Annotated in this window: 15 protein-coding genes and 2 pseudogenes; 6 read left to right on the forward strand and 11 right to left on the reverse strand. The window is 37.2% G+C overall.

All coding sequences use genetic code 11. The features are described 5' to 3' along the window. Position 1: 1 nt before the first annotated feature. Both NYG85_RS08500 and NYG85_RS08505 read left to right on the forward strand, forming a co-directional pair. Positions 2 to 1,463, forward strand: a pseudogene (locus NYG85_RS08500) (MBOAT family O-acyltransferase). A gap of 8 nt (positions 1,464 to 1,471) precedes the next feature. After that, entirely contained in the window at positions 1,472 to 2,515 is a 1,044-nt protein-coding gene (locus NYG85_RS08505) for a hypothetical protein (RefSeq protein ID WP_284938063.1), read from the forward strand. 22 nt (positions 2,516 to 2,537) lie between these two features. Here NYG85_RS08505 and NYG85_RS08510 read toward each other — a convergent pair whose 3' ends face one another. Together NYG85_RS08510 and accB are read right to left on the reverse strand one after the other, a co-directional pair. Continuing rightward, positions 2,538 to 3,869, reverse strand: a complete 1,332-nt coding sequence (locus tag NYG85_RS08510) for an acetyl-CoA carboxylase biotin carboxylase subunit (RefSeq protein ID WP_284938064.1) — start codon at positions 3,867 to 3,869, stop codon at positions 2,538 to 2,540. Further along, complete coding sequence (accB, locus tag NYG85_RS08515) at positions 3,869 to 4,324, reverse strand: acetyl-CoA carboxylase biotin carboxyl carrier protein (RefSeq protein WP_284938066.1); 456 nt, start codon at positions 4,322 to 4,324, stop codon at positions 3,869 to 3,871. The genes NYG85_RS08510 and accB overlap by 1 nt, the downstream gene beginning before the upstream one ends. A gap of 99 nt (positions 4,325 to 4,423) precedes the next feature. Here accB and dcd point away from each other — a divergent pair, with 99 nt between their 5' ends. The 4 genes from dcd (at position 4,424) to NYG85_RS08535 (ending at position 8,758) form a co-directional block, all read left to right on the forward strand. After that, positions 4,424 to 4,984, forward strand: a complete 561-nt coding sequence (gene dcd, locus NYG85_RS08520) for a dCTP deaminase (RefSeq protein WP_034969045.1) — start codon at positions 4,424 to 4,426, stop codon at positions 4,982 to 4,984. A gap of 240 nt (positions 4,985 to 5,224) precedes the next feature. Beyond that, positions 5,225 to 5,626, forward strand: coding sequence for a hypothetical protein (locus NYG85_RS08525; protein WP_284938068.1), 402 nt, complete (start codon positions 5,225 to 5,227; stop codon positions 5,624 to 5,626). A gap of 946 nt (positions 5,627 to 6,572) precedes the next feature. Next, the gene (locus NYG85_RS08530; RefSeq protein ID WP_284938069.1) at positions 6,573 to 6,884 is read left to right on the forward strand and encodes a nucleoside triphosphate pyrophosphohydrolase family protein; all 312 of its coding nucleotides are present in this window, start codon (positions 6,573 to 6,575) and stop codon (positions 6,882 to 6,884) included. Positions 6,885 to 6,964: 80 nt separating this feature from the next. After that, positions 6,965 to 8,758 (forward strand): Na/Pi cotransporter family protein, encoded by a 1,794-nt coding sequence (locus tag NYG85_RS08535; RefSeq protein WP_284938070.1) that lies wholly within the window; start codon positions 6,965 to 6,967, stop codon positions 8,756 to 8,758. Positions 8,759 to 8,762: 4 nt separating this feature from the next. Here the strand turns inward: NYG85_RS08535 and ung are convergent, their stop codons facing one another. From ung to NYG85_RS08580, 9 genes and pseudogenes are all read right to left on the reverse strand, one after another. Beyond that, entirely contained in the window at positions 8,763 to 9,428 is a 666-nt protein-coding gene (gene ung, locus NYG85_RS08540; protein ID WP_284938071.1) for a uracil-DNA glycosylase, read from the reverse strand. Beyond that, on the reverse strand, positions 9,428 to 9,730 hold the full coding sequence (locus tag NYG85_RS08545; RefSeq protein ID WP_284938072.1) for a ComEA family DNA-binding protein: 303 nt from the start codon (positions 9,728 to 9,730) through the stop codon (positions 9,428 to 9,430). Before NYG85_RS08545 ends, ung begins: the two co-directional genes overlap by 1 nt. A 1,039-nt stretch (positions 9,731 to 10,769) precedes the next feature. After that, positions 10,770 to 11,912, reverse strand: a complete 1,143-nt coding sequence (locus NYG85_RS08550; RefSeq protein WP_284938073.1) for a multidrug effflux MFS transporter — start codon at positions 11,910 to 11,912, stop codon at positions 10,770 to 10,772. Positions 11,913 to 11,919: 7 nt separating this feature from the next. Then, entirely contained in the window at positions 11,920 to 13,065 is a 1,146-nt protein-coding gene (locus NYG85_RS08555) for an iron-containing alcohol dehydrogenase (RefSeq protein ID WP_284938074.1), read from the reverse strand. Positions 13,066 to 13,112: 47 nt separating this feature from the next. Further along, on the reverse strand, positions 13,113 to 13,595 hold the full coding sequence (locus NYG85_RS08560; protein WP_284938075.1) for a flavodoxin: 483 nt from the start codon (positions 13,593 to 13,595) through the stop codon (positions 13,113 to 13,115). Between the two features lie 21 nt (positions 13,596 to 13,616). Beyond that, positions 13,617 to 13,769 (reverse strand): hypothetical protein, encoded by a 153-nt coding sequence (locus NYG85_RS08565; RefSeq protein ID WP_284938077.1) that lies wholly within the window; start codon positions 13,767 to 13,769, stop codon positions 13,617 to 13,619. Next, entirely contained in the window at positions 13,766 to 14,161 is a 396-nt protein-coding gene (locus tag NYG85_RS08570; RefSeq protein ID WP_284938078.1) for a cyclophilin-like fold protein, read from the reverse strand. Before NYG85_RS08570 ends, NYG85_RS08565 begins: the two co-directional genes overlap by 4 nt. Before the next feature lie 145 nt (positions 14,162 to 14,306). Continuing rightward, positions 14,307 to 14,523 (reverse strand): annotated as a pseudogene (locus tag NYG85_RS08575) (aldo/keto reductase); the annotation flags it as partial. A 6-nt stretch (positions 14,524 to 14,529) separates the two neighbouring features. After that, the gene (locus tag NYG85_RS08580; RefSeq protein WP_284938079.1) at positions 14,530 to 15,720 is read right to left on the reverse strand and encodes an NAD(P)-dependent alcohol dehydrogenase; all 1,191 of its coding nucleotides are present in this window, start codon (positions 15,718 to 15,720) and stop codon (positions 14,530 to 14,532) included. Positions 15,721 to 15,793: the final 73 nt, after the last annotated feature.

Genomic DNA, 15,793 nt, shown 5'->3' on the forward strand with positions numbered 1-15,793 from the left:
TATGCTATTTAACTCATACGAATTTATATTTTTATTTTTGCCAGTTGCATTTTTTGGCTATTTTTTGCTAAATAAATTTGGCAAACACGTGCTTTCAAAGTGTTTTTTGGTTGGCTGTTCGCTTGTGTTTTATAGTGTTTTTAACGTGCTTTATCTGCCTTTGATTTTAGGTTCAATGGCGTTTAATTACGCAGTTAGTTTGAAATTTAATGCCGTTAAAAATAAAAAATCGTTGCTCATTTTTGGCATTATGTCAAATATTGCAATGCTTGGATATTTTAAGTATTCTGACTTTTTTATTGAGAATTTTAACTTCGTGTTTAGCGCAAATATTAGCCCTTTAAATTTAGTTTTGCCACTTGCGATTTCATTTTTTACCTTTCAGCAAATTGCATTTTTAGTAGATAGCTATAAGGGCGAGATAAAAGAGCAAAACGTGCTAAATTACGCACTTTTTGTTACGTTTTTCCCACAGCTCATAGCTGGACCGATTGTTCATCACAAAGAGATGATACCTCAGTTTGCAGATAAGAAAAATTATAAGATAGATTATTTTAATGTTGCGGCTGGAATTTTTATATTTTCAATTGGACTTTTTAAAAAAGTCGTAATTGCTGATAGTTTGGCGGTTTGGGCAAATGCTGGATTTTCTAGCACATTGGCTTTAAATTTCTTTGAGGCGTGGCTTACTGCTTTATCTTATACATTTGAGCTTTATTTTGATTTTAGTGGATATGCCGATATGGCAATAGGTCTTGGGCTTATGTTTAACATACTTTTACCACAAAATTTCAACTCGCCATACAAGGCTACAAATATTCAAGATTTTTGGCGTAGGTGGCATATGACGCTTAGTAGATTTTTGCGTGATTATGTTTATATTCCGCTTGGCGGAAATCGTGCGGGGGGGGGGGGGGCGGACACTCGCTAATTTATTCTTAACTTTCTTGCTGGGTGGCATTTGGCACGGTGCTGCTTGGACTTTTGTAATTTGGGGTGCTTTACACGGAATTGCCATTGTTGTTCATAGACTTTGGCAAAGGCTTGGATACAAACTTCATAAATTTACTGCTTGGGCTATTACTTTTGTATTTATAAATGTTACTTGGGTCTTTTTTAGGGCTTCTAGTTTTGAAAATGCACTTAATATTTTAGGAGGTATGTGCGGATTAAATGGTATAAATTTGCCTAGAAAATTAGAGCGATTTTTATCATTTTTGGGTGAATTTGGCATAAAATTTGGCAATGTGTTTTCAAATCTAAATGTTATATCAAATGAACTTATTTTTATTATTCCAACTTTTTCATTTTTGCTTTTTATCTGCGTTTTTATGAGAAATTCAAACGAAAAAACACTTAGTTTTAGTATGAGTTATAAAACCGCTATTTTTTGTGCGATTTTGTTTTTTGTTGCCATTTGCAGTTTTAGTGGCGCTAGTGAGTTTTTATATTTTAATTTTTAGGAGCAGATATGAAATTTAAAAGATGGATTTTTATATTTTTATGCGTTGGTTTTATCTTTGTTCTTCGTGTGTTTTGTCTGAATTTTACGATAGATATGCTGTTTTTAACAACAAATAAAAATCGCTTTAACGAAAAGACAAAAGTTTTTAACGAAAGAGTGCAAAAGAGTAATTTTTTGCTAAATCACACTAAAAAATACGATGCTGTTTTAATAGGGACTAGCAGATGCTTATATATGCAGTCAGACTTTTTTAGCGGTATGAAAATTTTTAATTATTGTCTTTCTGGTATGGACGCAAGTGAATATAAGCCATATATTGACTTTTTTAAAGAGCTAAATGGGACGCCAAAATTTATAGTTTTAAATGCCGACTTTCGCTCAGCTTTTAATCAAGGGAAGTTTGCGTATGATGACCCAACACAGGTGCTAAAAAACGTAAAGGATAAAATTTATAAACTTCAAATGCTTCTTAGTATAAAAAATGCGTTTAACTCTGTATTGCCTATTAAAAATACTGATTTTTATGATAGAGAGCTAAATAAATTTGCAGTAGAGCAAAGTGATGAGCTGTTTAAGGAGTATAATAAATCCAATATTGAGGGCTATTTTTTAGATTTTACTAAGCGTTGGAATTTTAACGATGAGTATTTTAATCTGTTAAAATCTCTTAAAAATGAGAATAAAACTTCAAAATTTATAGTTTATACGCCACCCATTGCAGCTGAGCTTTTTGTTACTGAGATGATAAAGGCTAATCAGTTTGAGCGTTATAAAGAGTGGTTTAGGAGTTTGGTTGAAATTTTTGGCGAAGTTTATGCTTTTATGGATATAAATAGCGTAACTACCGATTTAAGACCGCAAAATTATAAAGAGGTAAGTCATTTTATGCCAAGTGTAAGTCAAATTGTAGCTAAAAAGCTAACAAAAAATTTTAGTCAAGAGCCAAAAGATTTTGGTGTGATAGTAGATAAAAGCAATATTGAAAGTTTTTTAAACGAGCAAGAAAGAAAGCTAAAAGAGTATAAATTTATTTTTAGTTATATAAAATAAAAAGGGGCAAAAGCCCCTAAAATCAGTGTTTTGATAGATAGTTTGTATCGTAGTTGTTTGAGATGAAGTCTTTGTTTTTCATCATCTGTATGTGAAAATCGCGCGTGGTTTTGATACCGCCGATTACTAGCTGTTCTAGCGCGACACGCATTTTGTGTATGGCTTTTTCGCGTGTTTCGTCCCAAACGATGAGTTTGCCTATCATACTATCATAAAACGGCGGGACGCTGTAGCCTTGATAAACGTGGCTATCCATTCTCACGTTTCGCCCGCCCGGACAGACGTATTTTGTTATCTCGCCCGGATTTGGCACGAAGCTGTTTGGATCCTCGGCTGTGATACGGCACTCTATGGCGTGTCCGTGAAGCTTTATGCTCTCCTGACTAGGTAGCTTTTCGCCCTGTGCTACGCGTATCATTAGCTCAATTAAATCAAGTCCGCTTACCATTTCGCTAACACAATGCTCTACTTGAAGGCGTGTGTTCATCTCAATAAAGTAAAAATTTAGGTGCTTATCCACTAAAAACTCAAACGTCCCAGCGCCCTCGTAACCTATCGCTTTTGCCGCTTTTACGGCTGTTTCGTGTAGGCGTTTTCTCGTGTTTTCATCAAGCAAAATCGCTGGACTTTCTTCTATTAGCTTTTGGTGGCGGCGTTGCATTGAGCAGTCGCGCTCTCCAACGTGCAAGACGTTGCCGTGGCTATCGCCGATGACTTGAACTTCAATGTGGCGTGGATTTAAAATATACTTCTCCATATACATTGTCCCGTCGCCAAATGCCGTAACAGCCTCGCTCTCAGCCGACCAAAACGCCTTTTCTAAATCCTCTTCACGCTCAACCACACGCATACCGCGACCACCACCACCAGCGGCTGCTTTTAAAATAACTGGATAGCCTATCTGTTTTGCAAGCTCTTTTGCAAATTTTATATCTTTTATAGCGCCGTCAGAGCCCGGGATTACTGGCACACCAGCTCTTTGCATTACCTGCTTTGCCTTGCTTTTATCGCTCATTATCGCCATTGCCTCAACACTTGGGCCAATGAATTTTATCTTGTGATGAGAGCAGATTTCAACAAAATTTTGATTCTCACTTAAAAAGCCGTATCCTGGGAAAATCGCGTCTGCTTCGCTAATTTCAGCCGCCGAGATGATCGCTGGTATGTTTAGGTAGCTATCACTTGAACGAGGATTGCCAATGCAAATGGCAGCGTCGGCGTATTTTACGTAAAGTGCGTCCCTATCGGCTGTTGAATAGACAACTATCGCCTCTTTGCCCATCTCCTTTATCGTCCGCAAAGCACGAAGCGCGATCTCGCCCCTGTTTGCGATTAATATTCTTTTAATTTCCATTAAATTTTCTCCACAGCAAACAACGCCATACCAAACTCAACTGGCTGTCCGTCAGCGACTAAAATTTCGCTAATTTGGCAGTCAAACTCAGCCTCAATGTCATTCATTATCTTCATCGCTTCAATAATGCCGATAACCTCGCCCTTTCTAACCTTTTGACCGACTTTTACAAACGAAGCAGCGCCCGGGCTTGGAGCTGAGTAAAATGTGCCAACCATTGGCGAATTTAGCGTATTTTTAGCTGTTGTGGCTGGTTTTTCATTAACAACCTGAACATTTATAGCTTGTGGGGCTGGGGCTGGTGTGGCTACTGGGGCTGGGGTAGGGGCTGGGACATCACAACAATCGGCATATTTTTCAAGCTCTAACTCAAAATCGCCCTCTTTTATGCGGATTCTATTTATATCTTTTGTTTCAAAAAGCTCTATTAACTGCTTTATATCTTCTTTTTTCATACAAACTCCTATGCGTGATTTAAACTAGTGATTTTAGCAAAAAATATCAAATATAAAGCTAAAATTTGATATTGTTATGAAAATTTTAAAAGGATAAAAATGGGACTAAAAAGCGATAAATGGATAAGAAAAATGAGCCTAGAAGCCGATATGATCGTGCCTTTTGCAGAAGAGCAGGTCGGCAGGGGCGTTGTAAGCTATGGCGTTAGTAGCTATGGGTATGATATTCGCGTGGGCGATGAGTTTAAAATTTTTACAAATATCGGTGGCACCGTGGTTGATCCAAAGAATTTTGATGAGAAAAATGTCGTGGATTTTAAGGGCGATGTCTGTATCGTGCCACCAAATTCGTTTGCGTTAGCTAGGACGATTGAGTATTTTAATATGCCAGATGACGTTTTAGCCATTTGTCTTGGCAAAAGCACTTATGCAAGGTGCGGTATAATCGTAAATGTAACGCCGTTTGAGCCGGGATTTAAGGGGCATATCACGATTGAGATTTCAAATACAACTCCACTTCCAGCTAAAATTTACGCAAACGAGGGTATAGCGCAGGTGTTGTTTTTACAAGGCGATGAGCCGTGTGAAGTGACTTACGCCGACAAAAAGGGCAAATATCAAGCACAAGAGGGCATAACACTGCCTAGAATTTTAAAGTGATTTTGTGTTTTGAAATTTTAAAGTTAGCGGTTTAAAAACTATAATAGTTTTTAAACCAAGTTTTAATAAAATCAATAAATCGCTACTAAATTTTAATCTATAAATTTGCAAAATCATAACCTACAAGATAAAATTTTAACTAATTTTATACTTTTCATTAACTTTAAGTTGTTTTTTTTTTTTTTTGAAATATAATGGTGTAAATGTTTTTAAAACAGCAATAAAACACAAGGTTTTACAATGATTTTAGCAACTTTTAAAAAAAGAGATGGCACGAGCATAACTGCTAAAAATGCTCAAATTTTAAATGGCGATGACGAGCAAAACGCCATACACGAGATAATTAGCACCATTAACGCTCACGGCATTATGTGCCGTAGAAAGCAAGAAATCAGGCGTGCTGGGGATAAATTTGTAGCGTTTTTAGACCCAAATTTTATGAAAAAACAGGGCTGTTCGCTCATTATTTTATGCGATAAAAACAGCACAAACGATGAAATAAACGCCACTTTAAGGGCTCTTAGCGTTGATAATTTGCTGTTTAAAAAGGCTTTAAGGCATTACAGGTTAGCACAAATTTCAAAGCTTATTTTTGTGCTTGTGATTCTTGTGCTTATTTTATTTTTATTAAATATTCATTAATTTTTAAAAAATAAAAACGTGAAAATTAACCTGCTTGCATTTTTAGTTTTGATTTTTTAAAAATTTATGTGGTTTTGGGATTTTGTATTTTGTTTGATTTTTGGCACGAGCGAAATATGGTCGCTTTTGCTATAACTCGCAAATAAAATTTTATTGCTTAAAAAAGTAAATTTTGGCTTGGTTTGCAGTAGAACTTCGCATTTTATTCAGGCTGTCGCTTGTTTTTCTTTAAGGGAGAAGGGGGCTTGAATTGCGAAGTCACCCCCTTCTCCCTTAACAACCCACAACCCCGACAACGCTCTATCGTGCGAACACCTGCCGATTAAAAGTCGGCGTTCGCTAGTTTTGGTCTTGTTGCGTTCTAGTGTTTTTTGAAATTTGTATTTTTCACAAAATTTTCGCCATTTACCAAAAGCGATAATTCTCTATCGTTGCTGTGTTTTTGCAGGTTTTAACTGCCGATAAGTCGGCTTTTTACGTTTTATATTTTTGAAATTTTAATCTAAAAATTATGCTGTTTTTTGAGAATTTTTGTGGTTTGAAGTAGAACTTTGCTTGAAATTTAAAAAGTGTCGCTTGTTTTTCTTTAAGGGAGAAGGGGGCTTATTTTGCGTTTGGCTTTTAAAACGAGCAAAAGCGAAGTAGGGTCGCACTTATCCATTTGCCATAACTCGCAAACAATCAAAATAATGTCGTAACATTGTTTTGATTTTCGTTTGCTCCCAATGGCGACGCTCTTTCGCTGCTGTGCTTTTGCAGGTTTAATTCTTCTAAAACAACAAATCCCTTAATATGCGAACACCTGCCGATTAAAAGTCGGCATCCGCTAGTTTTTATTTTTTATGTTCTAGCGTTTTTAAAATTTTAAACAAAATTACAAAACACAAAAAATGTAACACCCCAAAATTTGCTATAATTTGTGCGAATTTTAGATAAAAGGATAAAGATGACATTAGATGAAGTTAGCGACAAATCGCTAAAAATTAGAGAGCTTTATCACGAATTAGAAATTTTATACCACGCCAAAAAGTGGTCGCCACAAGAGGATGTTTTGGGGTTTTTAACAGATGCGTCGCTAGTTGGTAGGTATGTGATGAGCAAACAAGAGCGTTGGTCTAGCGATGATGAGGGCGATTTAGCCCATAAAATCGGCGAGTGCGTTTGGTGGTTGGCTGTTATAGCTAGTAAGAATGGTGTTGATTTTAGCCAAAGTGTCTGCGATTTTTTAAACGAAAAAATGACTCATTTAAACAAATAATTTTTATTTAAACACTTACAAAATTAATTTTAAACAAACTTTGCTATAATGTGGGCTAAATTTTAACAAAAGAGCGAACATTGAACTACATACAAGAGTTTAAAAAACACAAGAGCGTGGCGTTGCTCGGGGCGTTTTTGCTGGCGATTTGCATACTTATGTTTATTAGCGAGAGCTTTATGATTATCGCTTTTGGAATTTGCATATTTTTGTATGGCATTTCGGTTTTGGAGCTGAGTTTTTCGGGCTTTTCTGGCATTGAGAGCTTTCTTAAAAAGGCGACAAGTAGCAGGTTTAAGAGCTTTTTATTTGGGCTTATCACCACTTTTATTATGAATTCCAGCGGTCTAGTTAGTGTCATTGCCATTTCGTTTTTAAGTGCTGGACTTATCACGCTTGGTGCTGGACTTGCCATTATTTATGGTGCAAATATCGGCACGGTTTCAACCGCTTGGCTAGTCGCTGGCATCGGACTTAAAACGCAAATCATCTACTACGCTATGCCACTTGTGATTATTGGCGTAATTATGTTTTTTAATAAACAAAAGGGCATTAAAAGTTGCGGTTATTTCGTATTTAGCATTGGGCTTTTGTTTCTTGGAATTCACTATATGAAGTCCGGATTTGATGATATAAAAGATACGATTGACCTTGCAAAATACGCTATGGACGGCGTTAGCGGACTTTTGCTTTACACGCTTGTTGGCATTGTGGTTACGATTTTAATGCAAAGCTCAACGGCGACGCTGACACTAACGATAACGGCTCTAAGCGTGGGGCAGATGAGCTACGAAAACGCCGTTGCTATCGCTATTGGCTCAAATGTCGGTAGCACCGTGGTCGCTGTTATTGGCTCAATAAATGCAAATATAGACGGCAAAAAGCTGATGTTTGGACACGTTTTATTTAACGTAGTTTCGGCAATTCTCACACTTTTGTTTATAAAATTTATTGTCCCATTTACCGATTTTGTAGCACATTTTTTACACATTAGGACTGATGATTACTCAATGAAACTAGCTCTGTTTCACACGATTTTTAACATAATTGGCGTTGGCGTGTTTTATCCGCTAACAAATAGCGTCGTGATTTTTTTGGATAAATTTGTAAAATCAAAGCAGGTTCGCTCAAAAGTAATAACGGCAAAATTTCTTGATGAAGAATCGCTTCAATTTAGCGACTCCGCCTTTGTCGTGCTTACAAAAGAGATGGCTCATCTTTACGCAAACACCGCTTCAATCATCGCAAAATCAATCAGCATTAGCAAAAACGACATAACGCTTGATATGCCATCAGATGAGATTATTAAAATGCGAAAAACGCCAATTGAGATAGATTTTGATGAGATTTACAACAACCGCTTTAAAGAAATTTACAGCCAAATCATAAACTACCTAATCAACGCAAGTGCCAACGCAAAAAAGGAGGACATGGTGAAGTTTATGGATATTCGCCGTGCCGCCTTGCTTCTAGCTGAAACGCTAAAAGATGTCAAAAATGTCCAGCCAAATATCTATAAATTTATGAGCTCATCAAACGAGTATATCAGGGCAGAATATGACAAGCTTCGCACGAAAATTTTGCATTTGCTTCGTATAATTGAGCAAATTCGGGTCTTTGAGATTGACGATAATGTGGCGATTAAGGAGATTAGACAGCTTTATAAGGAGTATGATGCCATTCAGTTTGCGCCAGATATTTTGCTTCACGAGAAGAAAATTTCAAACAAAATGGCAACCTCGCTGATGAATGACACCGACATCGTAAAGGGCATTACAAATAGCCTTTTAAAAATTGTGCAAATCATCTCAACTCACCGAAAAGACAGCGATTTTATGGCGATAATGCAGGTTTTAAAAACCCAACGCCTTTAAAATTTTAAGCTAAATCCCAAATAATTGGGGTTTTGCCGTGTTTTGTTAAATATTTGTTTGCCAAAGAGAAGTGCGAACAGCCAAAAAACGCCCCACGTGCTAGCGGGCTAGGGTGAGCGGCACTTAGGATTAGGTGCTTTTTTGCGTCAATGAGTGGCGATTTTGCCTTTGCGTAGTTGCCCCAGAGCATAAAAACGAGATTTTCACGCCTTTTATCAAGGACTTTTGTGACCGCATCGCTAAAAATTTGCCAGCCGATTTTTGCGTGAGAATTTGGCTTGGCTTTTTGCACGCTAAGCGTTGCGTTTAGTAAAAACACGCCCTGCCTTGCCCACTCGCTTAAATCCCCAAATTTCGGGGGTTTTATGCCTAAATCGTTGTGTAATTCTTTAAAAATATTTGCCAAACTTGGCGGGATTTTTTCGCCCTTTGGCACAGAAAAACTAAGCCCCATTGCTTGATTTGGCTGATGATATGGATCTTGCCCTAAAATCACGACCTTTACGTTATCAAACGGCGTTAGATTAAATGCGTGAAAAATCAGCTCTTTTGGTGGATAAATCGTAGCTGTTTCGTTTTGTAAAATTTTAGTTATATTTGCAAAATAAGGGCTTTTAAGCTCATCTTTTAAAATCTCACGCCAACCCTCATCTTTTAAAAATTCTTGCATTATTTCGTAGCATTTTTATCGGCTTTTTTTGCCTTTTTTGTAGCGGTTTTTATTTCGGTTTTACCACTTATTGAAAGTTCATTTTTGATTTTTTCAAAATTTGCATTGCCGATGCCTTTTACGTTTTTTAGCTCATCAAGGCTTTTAAATTCGTTTGTTTTACGATATTCAATTATTGCATTTGCCTTCGTTTCGCCAATACCCTTAACACTCATTAGCTCCTCTTTTGTAGCTGTGTTGATATTTACAGCCGCAAACAAAGCACTTGCTAAAACAAATCCAGTAAATAAAAATTTTCTCATTTTATATCCTTTTATGCAAAATTCGCACGATTTTATAAAAGTAAAGTTAATTAAAAATAAATGTTTGATAAATTTTTAGTGATTTATTGCACAATTAAACAAATTTAACTCTTTATAGAAATTTATAAATTATTATAAAATTCATAAAATCAAAAGAAGCTTGGTTTGTAAATTTAAAAAATAAGCCATATTTAAAAGGTATTAAAGTCTGATACAAAAGATTTTATTTTTTTAGACAAATTTAGTTTAAATGTTACGCCCAAAGTTTCATTGGGTTAGTTAAATTTGTTGATTTATGCAAAGGCAAAATTGCTAAAAGATGGCAAGATAAATTAAAAATTTACTGATGATACCACAAAGTAAAATATCAAATTTCAAAAAAACAGAGTAAAATTTTAATCATCAAATTTGAAAGCTCAAATGATAAAATTATTATCAAAGACCACTTTAAATGGTCGCCAAGCAAACCAAGCAGATAAGATTATCAGATAAGTTAGTGTATATAATGGCGACATTAGAATTATTCCATTTATTAATGGCTAAAAATAGCGATTTATAGACACTTAGATTGTCGGTGTAGATGATAAGTATATTATTTTCTTCACGATTTTTAATTTTATTAAAATATCCAAGAAATAAATAGAATTTTTTTGCTATCTTTTATATAAATTCCAAAAAACCTCTTTTGTGTCATTTACTCTAATGTCAAGCATAAGATAAGTTGCTATGTTTTTATATTCTAGTCTTTCACACAGCAATATCCATAAAAAGCATAGTATTAAATTTATAAATGACATTTATAATATTTAATAGTCTATTTTGAAAAGCTTTTTGTATCTTCCACACTCAATCGCTTTGCATAAAGTGATATTGCCATATTGTCCGTGTCACTAAGTATGGCTTCTTGTTTTTTATTAGCTTTGGATTAAATAAATCATTATTGACTCCAAGTGTATCAAAAATAGATGACATTTGTAAATCCTTTTTATTGTAAATAAAGCAAACAATCAATTGGCGGTAGTGAGCAGTAAAATTTTAGTTAGTTTAGAAATTTTATCCTTACAAAAATCGCAAAGGCACTTAAAAATGTAAAAAATGCAATCATCGCGCACATTATAAATGGTGTGCCGTCTTTTAAAAATGCGTATAAAATTGAAGCTAAAATCCCGCTACCATACTGCATAGCACCGACAAGTGCTGATGCTGAGCCAACCATATTTGAAGCGACCCTATCAAGCGCGGCGGCGGTTGCGGTGGTGGCGATTATGCCGTTTGAGCTAAATACGAAAAAGATAAAAACTGCCATTAAATAAAGGCTTAAAAGCCCTGAAATTTCAAATAAAAATAGCAAAATAGCACTGATTAGTGAAACAAAAATCGCTAGTTTTAAAAGCGTATCAAGGCTAAATTTTTTAACCAAATTCCTATTAAAAAAGCTAAGTGCCATAACGCCAATGATATTTACGCTAAAAAAGTAGCCGTAATCTTGCGTTTTAACGCCAAAATACTCAATATAAACAAACGCCGAAGCCGTGATAAAGGTGTAAATTGCGGTGTAGTAAAACATCAAAGCCGATGCATAACGCATAAAATGGGCGTTAAAAAGTAAAATTTTGTAGTTTTTAAAGGCTCTAATCAAGCTCTCATCGCTTCTTTGTTTTAGCGTTTCAGGCACGAAAAATAGGGCTAAAAGCACAAAAACTCCAAAAATGCTAAGCAGGTAAAATATAAAATGCCACGATGAAATCCGAGCAATAAACGAGCCAATAAATGGCGCGATAATGGGAGCAACAGCCATAATCACAACTAGCGTCGAGAGCGTCCCAGCCGCCCTTGTCTTATCAAACATATCCCTAATCATAGCACGAGCAATCATCGGAGCCGTAGAAGCTCCAAATGCCTGAAACACGCGCCAAAAGAGCATTTCATAAATGCTAGTAGATAGCGCACAAAAAAATGAGCCGATGATAAAAAGACTAACGCCAATGATTAGTGGCTTTTTGCGGCCGATTTTATCGCTTACTGGACCCCAAAATAGCTGTGCTAGGCTAAATCCAATCAAAAATCCAGTGATACTAAGCTCAGCGTCGCCGCCTAAATCCTTTGAGATAACTGGCAGTGCGGGCAGATAAATATCCACCGACACCGAGGCGAACGCCATTAGCGCTGATAAAACCAGCATTAAAAATTTATTTTGCAAGGGCGAAAATTTCAGCGATATTTTCTTTTGTATAAAGCTTATCCATACCCCACGCTTTTGCGGTCATTACGGCGTTATCAATGATTTTAGCTAAAATTTCATCATCAATATCTAGCTGTTTTAGGCTAGTTGGAGTGCCTACCTTATCAAACCACGCTTTAAGCGCATTTATGCCCTCATCAGCTGAATTTAGCCCAAAAATTTCACGTGCAAAACGCTTAAAGGCGTCCGGGTTTTTATCCTTATACCACTTGCTCCAAGCCGGTATCACCACGCTTAGCCCAGCTCCGTGAGCGCAGTCAGTGATCGCGCTCATCGCGTGTTCAAGCATATGATTTGGATAGCCAAATCCCTCCACGCCAAGATATGTAAAGCCATTTAACGCCATAGTCGCAGCCCAAGCAAACTCCGCCCTAGCGTCATAATCATTTGGATTTTCTAGCAAAATTTCAGTCGTTTTCATCACGATTTTGATGTTTGCTTCAATCTGCATTCTAACAAGCTCAGGGTGATAAGTCGCCGTAAAATAGCCCTCAATGCTGTGAGCGATGATATCAGCGGCTGAATAGACCAAATAATCACGGCTCACGCTTGCTTGAAGCTCTGGGTTGATAACAGAAACGGCTGGATACAGGCACTTACCGCTAATTGAGTATTTTTGCAAGGTCGCTTCATTTGTAACGACAGCACCGTTATTCATCTCGCTACCAGTTGCGGCAAGCGTGATGATATCAAAAATTTTAAGCGCCCTAACTGGCTTTTTGCCAGTAAATAAATCCCACACGTCGCCCTCGTAGCAAACCCCTGCCGCAACGGCTTTTGCGCTATCTAAAACAGAGCCGCCGCCAACGGCTAAAACGCTATCAGCACCAAACTCACGTGCTAAATTTATGGCTTCTTTTACCTTGCTTAAAACTGGGTTTGATTTAATACCGCCAAGCGCGACAAACTCAATGCCGTTTTGCTTTAAATTATTAACGACGATATCGTAAAGTCCGCTGTTTTTAATACGCTCGCTGCCATAAAGCAAAATCGTCTTTTTAACACCAAATTCGCTCATAAAATCGCCAATTTTATGCTCCTTGCCCCTGCCAAACTCAATCCTTGTCGGATTAACAAAACTAAAATTTCTCATATTTATCCTTTTAAAATTTGTGATTTTAACTTTTTATTTTTAATATTTTACTCTTTTACACTATCAAGCCAAGTGTAAATTTGCTTTTCATTTATCATCTCAAAGCCCTTTTTGGCAATTAGCTTTGCACCTTTTGCCTTTTTGGCTAGATTTTCAGCGCTAGCGCCAAGTCCAGAACTAGCCGAAGTAGCAAAAACGGCGATATTTTTGCCAGTAAAATCGTTGCTGGTTAAAAACTCATTCATCGCCCAAGCGTAATCATACCACCAAATCGGATAGCCAATTATCACGTTTTTATAGCTCTGCCAGTCGCTAAGGACAGCGTTTTTAAGCGCTACATTTGGGCGAGTTTGAAGCTCTACATAAACCCTTGCTTTGGGGTTGTTATAATCCAAATCCGCCGCCGTGTAAGGCTCTTTTGGCTCTAAACTCACGCTTTTTACGCCAAGCTTTTGTGCGATGATATTTGCTACATTTTTAGTGCGATTTGTCGCTGAGAAATAGACTAAAATCGTGTCGTTTGCATTCATCTTATCCCCTAAAATTTATGCTTAATTGTAACCATTTTTACACAAAAGGCGGTAGCCTGATTCTACAAAATCCTTGCCTAATTCTACAAATTTAAAAATTTCTATGTTTGTTTTAGCCAGTTCTTGACTAAAAAGCTCCGTGTTTGGCTTAATTACGCCGTTAAATTTTATCATTTTACTGCCTTTATCTCTACATTTTTTGAGTTTATGACCGCGCTAAAATCGCCATCAAATCTGCCCAAGCGGATAATGCCCTCATAAAACGGCTGATTTTTGTAATAAATCACAAAATTCCCCCACGGCGCAAAATACGAAATATCGCCCATTTTGCCGTCCGTGCTTGGCTCGCTGGCTACTTCAAGCGGTCTTACTAACCTAGCGTATTTTTCAGCCCCAGCGTAGTCTTTAAGCTCAATTTTTAATGGCAAAAGAGAGTAAAAATCCCTTGCTACCCTGCTATCATTTAGCGTGGCTAAAACCTTGCCACTTTGCGTTATAAATACGATTTTCATCTCATCTGCCTTTAAATTTAGCACCAAAATCAACGCAAAAATTATGCGAAACATTATAAATTCGCCTTTTTTATAAAATTTTCATACTCAGCGTCGCTTAGCTTTTCAAGCCAAGTTACGCTTTTATTATCTTTTATGCCAGTGATTGCGATATGTTCGCCGTGAGTATTTAGTCCAGCGCCCCACTTATCTTCGCCGATCTAAAACTCTTTACAGCTTTGCCGACTAAAATTTCATTGATAAAAGGTCCATAAACCTCAGCCGTGTCAAAAAAAATTAATGCCTAAATCATAAGCCTTATGGATTAGATTTATCATCTCATTTTCATCTTTTGGCTTACCATAGCCAAAGCTCATACCCATACACCCAAGCCCAAGCGGACTTACTTTTAAACTGCCTAAATTTCTCATAAAAATCCTTTACTAAATACTTGCGCTATCAATCACATAGCGGTATCTCGCCTCTTTATTTTGCACCTTTTTATAGGCGTTTGTGATATCACTTGCGTTTATAATCTCAACGTTTGGATAAATTTTATTATCCGCACAAAAGTTTATTACATCTTGCGTCTCTTTCATATCGCCAATTAACGAGCTGGTAAAATTTACCCTACTTGCTGAAAGCGCTAGGTTGCTTTGAGTAATGCTAAAATTTTCGCCCATACCAACTAGCGTAAAAGTCCCAAACGGCTTAACGCTACTAACATAAGGAGCGACGTCAAACTGCACTGGTATCGTGCTAATGTGATAATCAAGTACTCCTTTAAATCTCGCTAAATCCCTGCTTGGCTCACTTACGACCACGACCTCTTTTGCGCCCCAGCTTAAAATATCAGCCTTTTTACTCTCGCTCGTGGTAAATGCAGTAACTTCTGCCCCCATTTTAACGGCAAGTTTAACAGCCATATGTCCAAGTCCGCCAATACCGCTAACGCCGACCTTATCGCCCTTTTTGATTTTATACTTCATTAGCGGACTAAACGTCGTAACCCCAGCACACAAAAGCGGAGCGGCTAGCTTGAAGTCTAAATTTTGTGGGATATGCACGGCAAAGTGAGCGTTAATGACAATTTTATCGCTGTATCCGCCCTGAGTTATGCCTGTTGACTCTCTTTTATCGCTAAATCCGTATGTAAAAATCGTATCGTTTGAATACTGCTCGCCAAGTCCGCCGGTGGTAGCGTCTTTTTGTAAAAGCGCGATATTTTTATTATCCACCATACAACCAACGCCGACCCTATCGCCGACCTTGAAATTTTTAACATTTTTGCCAACTTGACTAACAAGCCCAACTATCTCGTGTCCTGGTATTTGCGGATAAATCTGCTCTCCCCAGTCGCCCTTAATCGTGTGAATATCGCTATGGCAAATACTTGCGTATTTAATGTCAATTAAAATATCATCATCGCCAACAGGACGGCGTTCAAACTCCCACGGCTTAAAAACCCCGCTACTATCAAAGGCAGCCCAGCCCTTGCACTTAACGTTTGCGTTTTTTGGGTCAAAACCGCCATTTTTATCACTCGCTCCAAAAACTGCACTCACTCCAAAAGTAGAAAGCGTAGCGCCTAAAATCGCTGAGTTTTTTACAAAATCTCTACGTGTCTTATTCATTTTGTATCCTTTTATAAATTTCGTGCTGTAATTTTAACCGCTTTTAAAAATTTGCGGTAGCCTGATTCTCCAA

The sequence above is a fragment of the Campylobacter gastrosuis genome (genome assembly GCF_030249845.1).
GTDB lineage: Bacteria > Campylobacterota > Campylobacteria > Campylobacterales > Campylobacteraceae > Campylobacter_A > Campylobacter_A gastrosuis.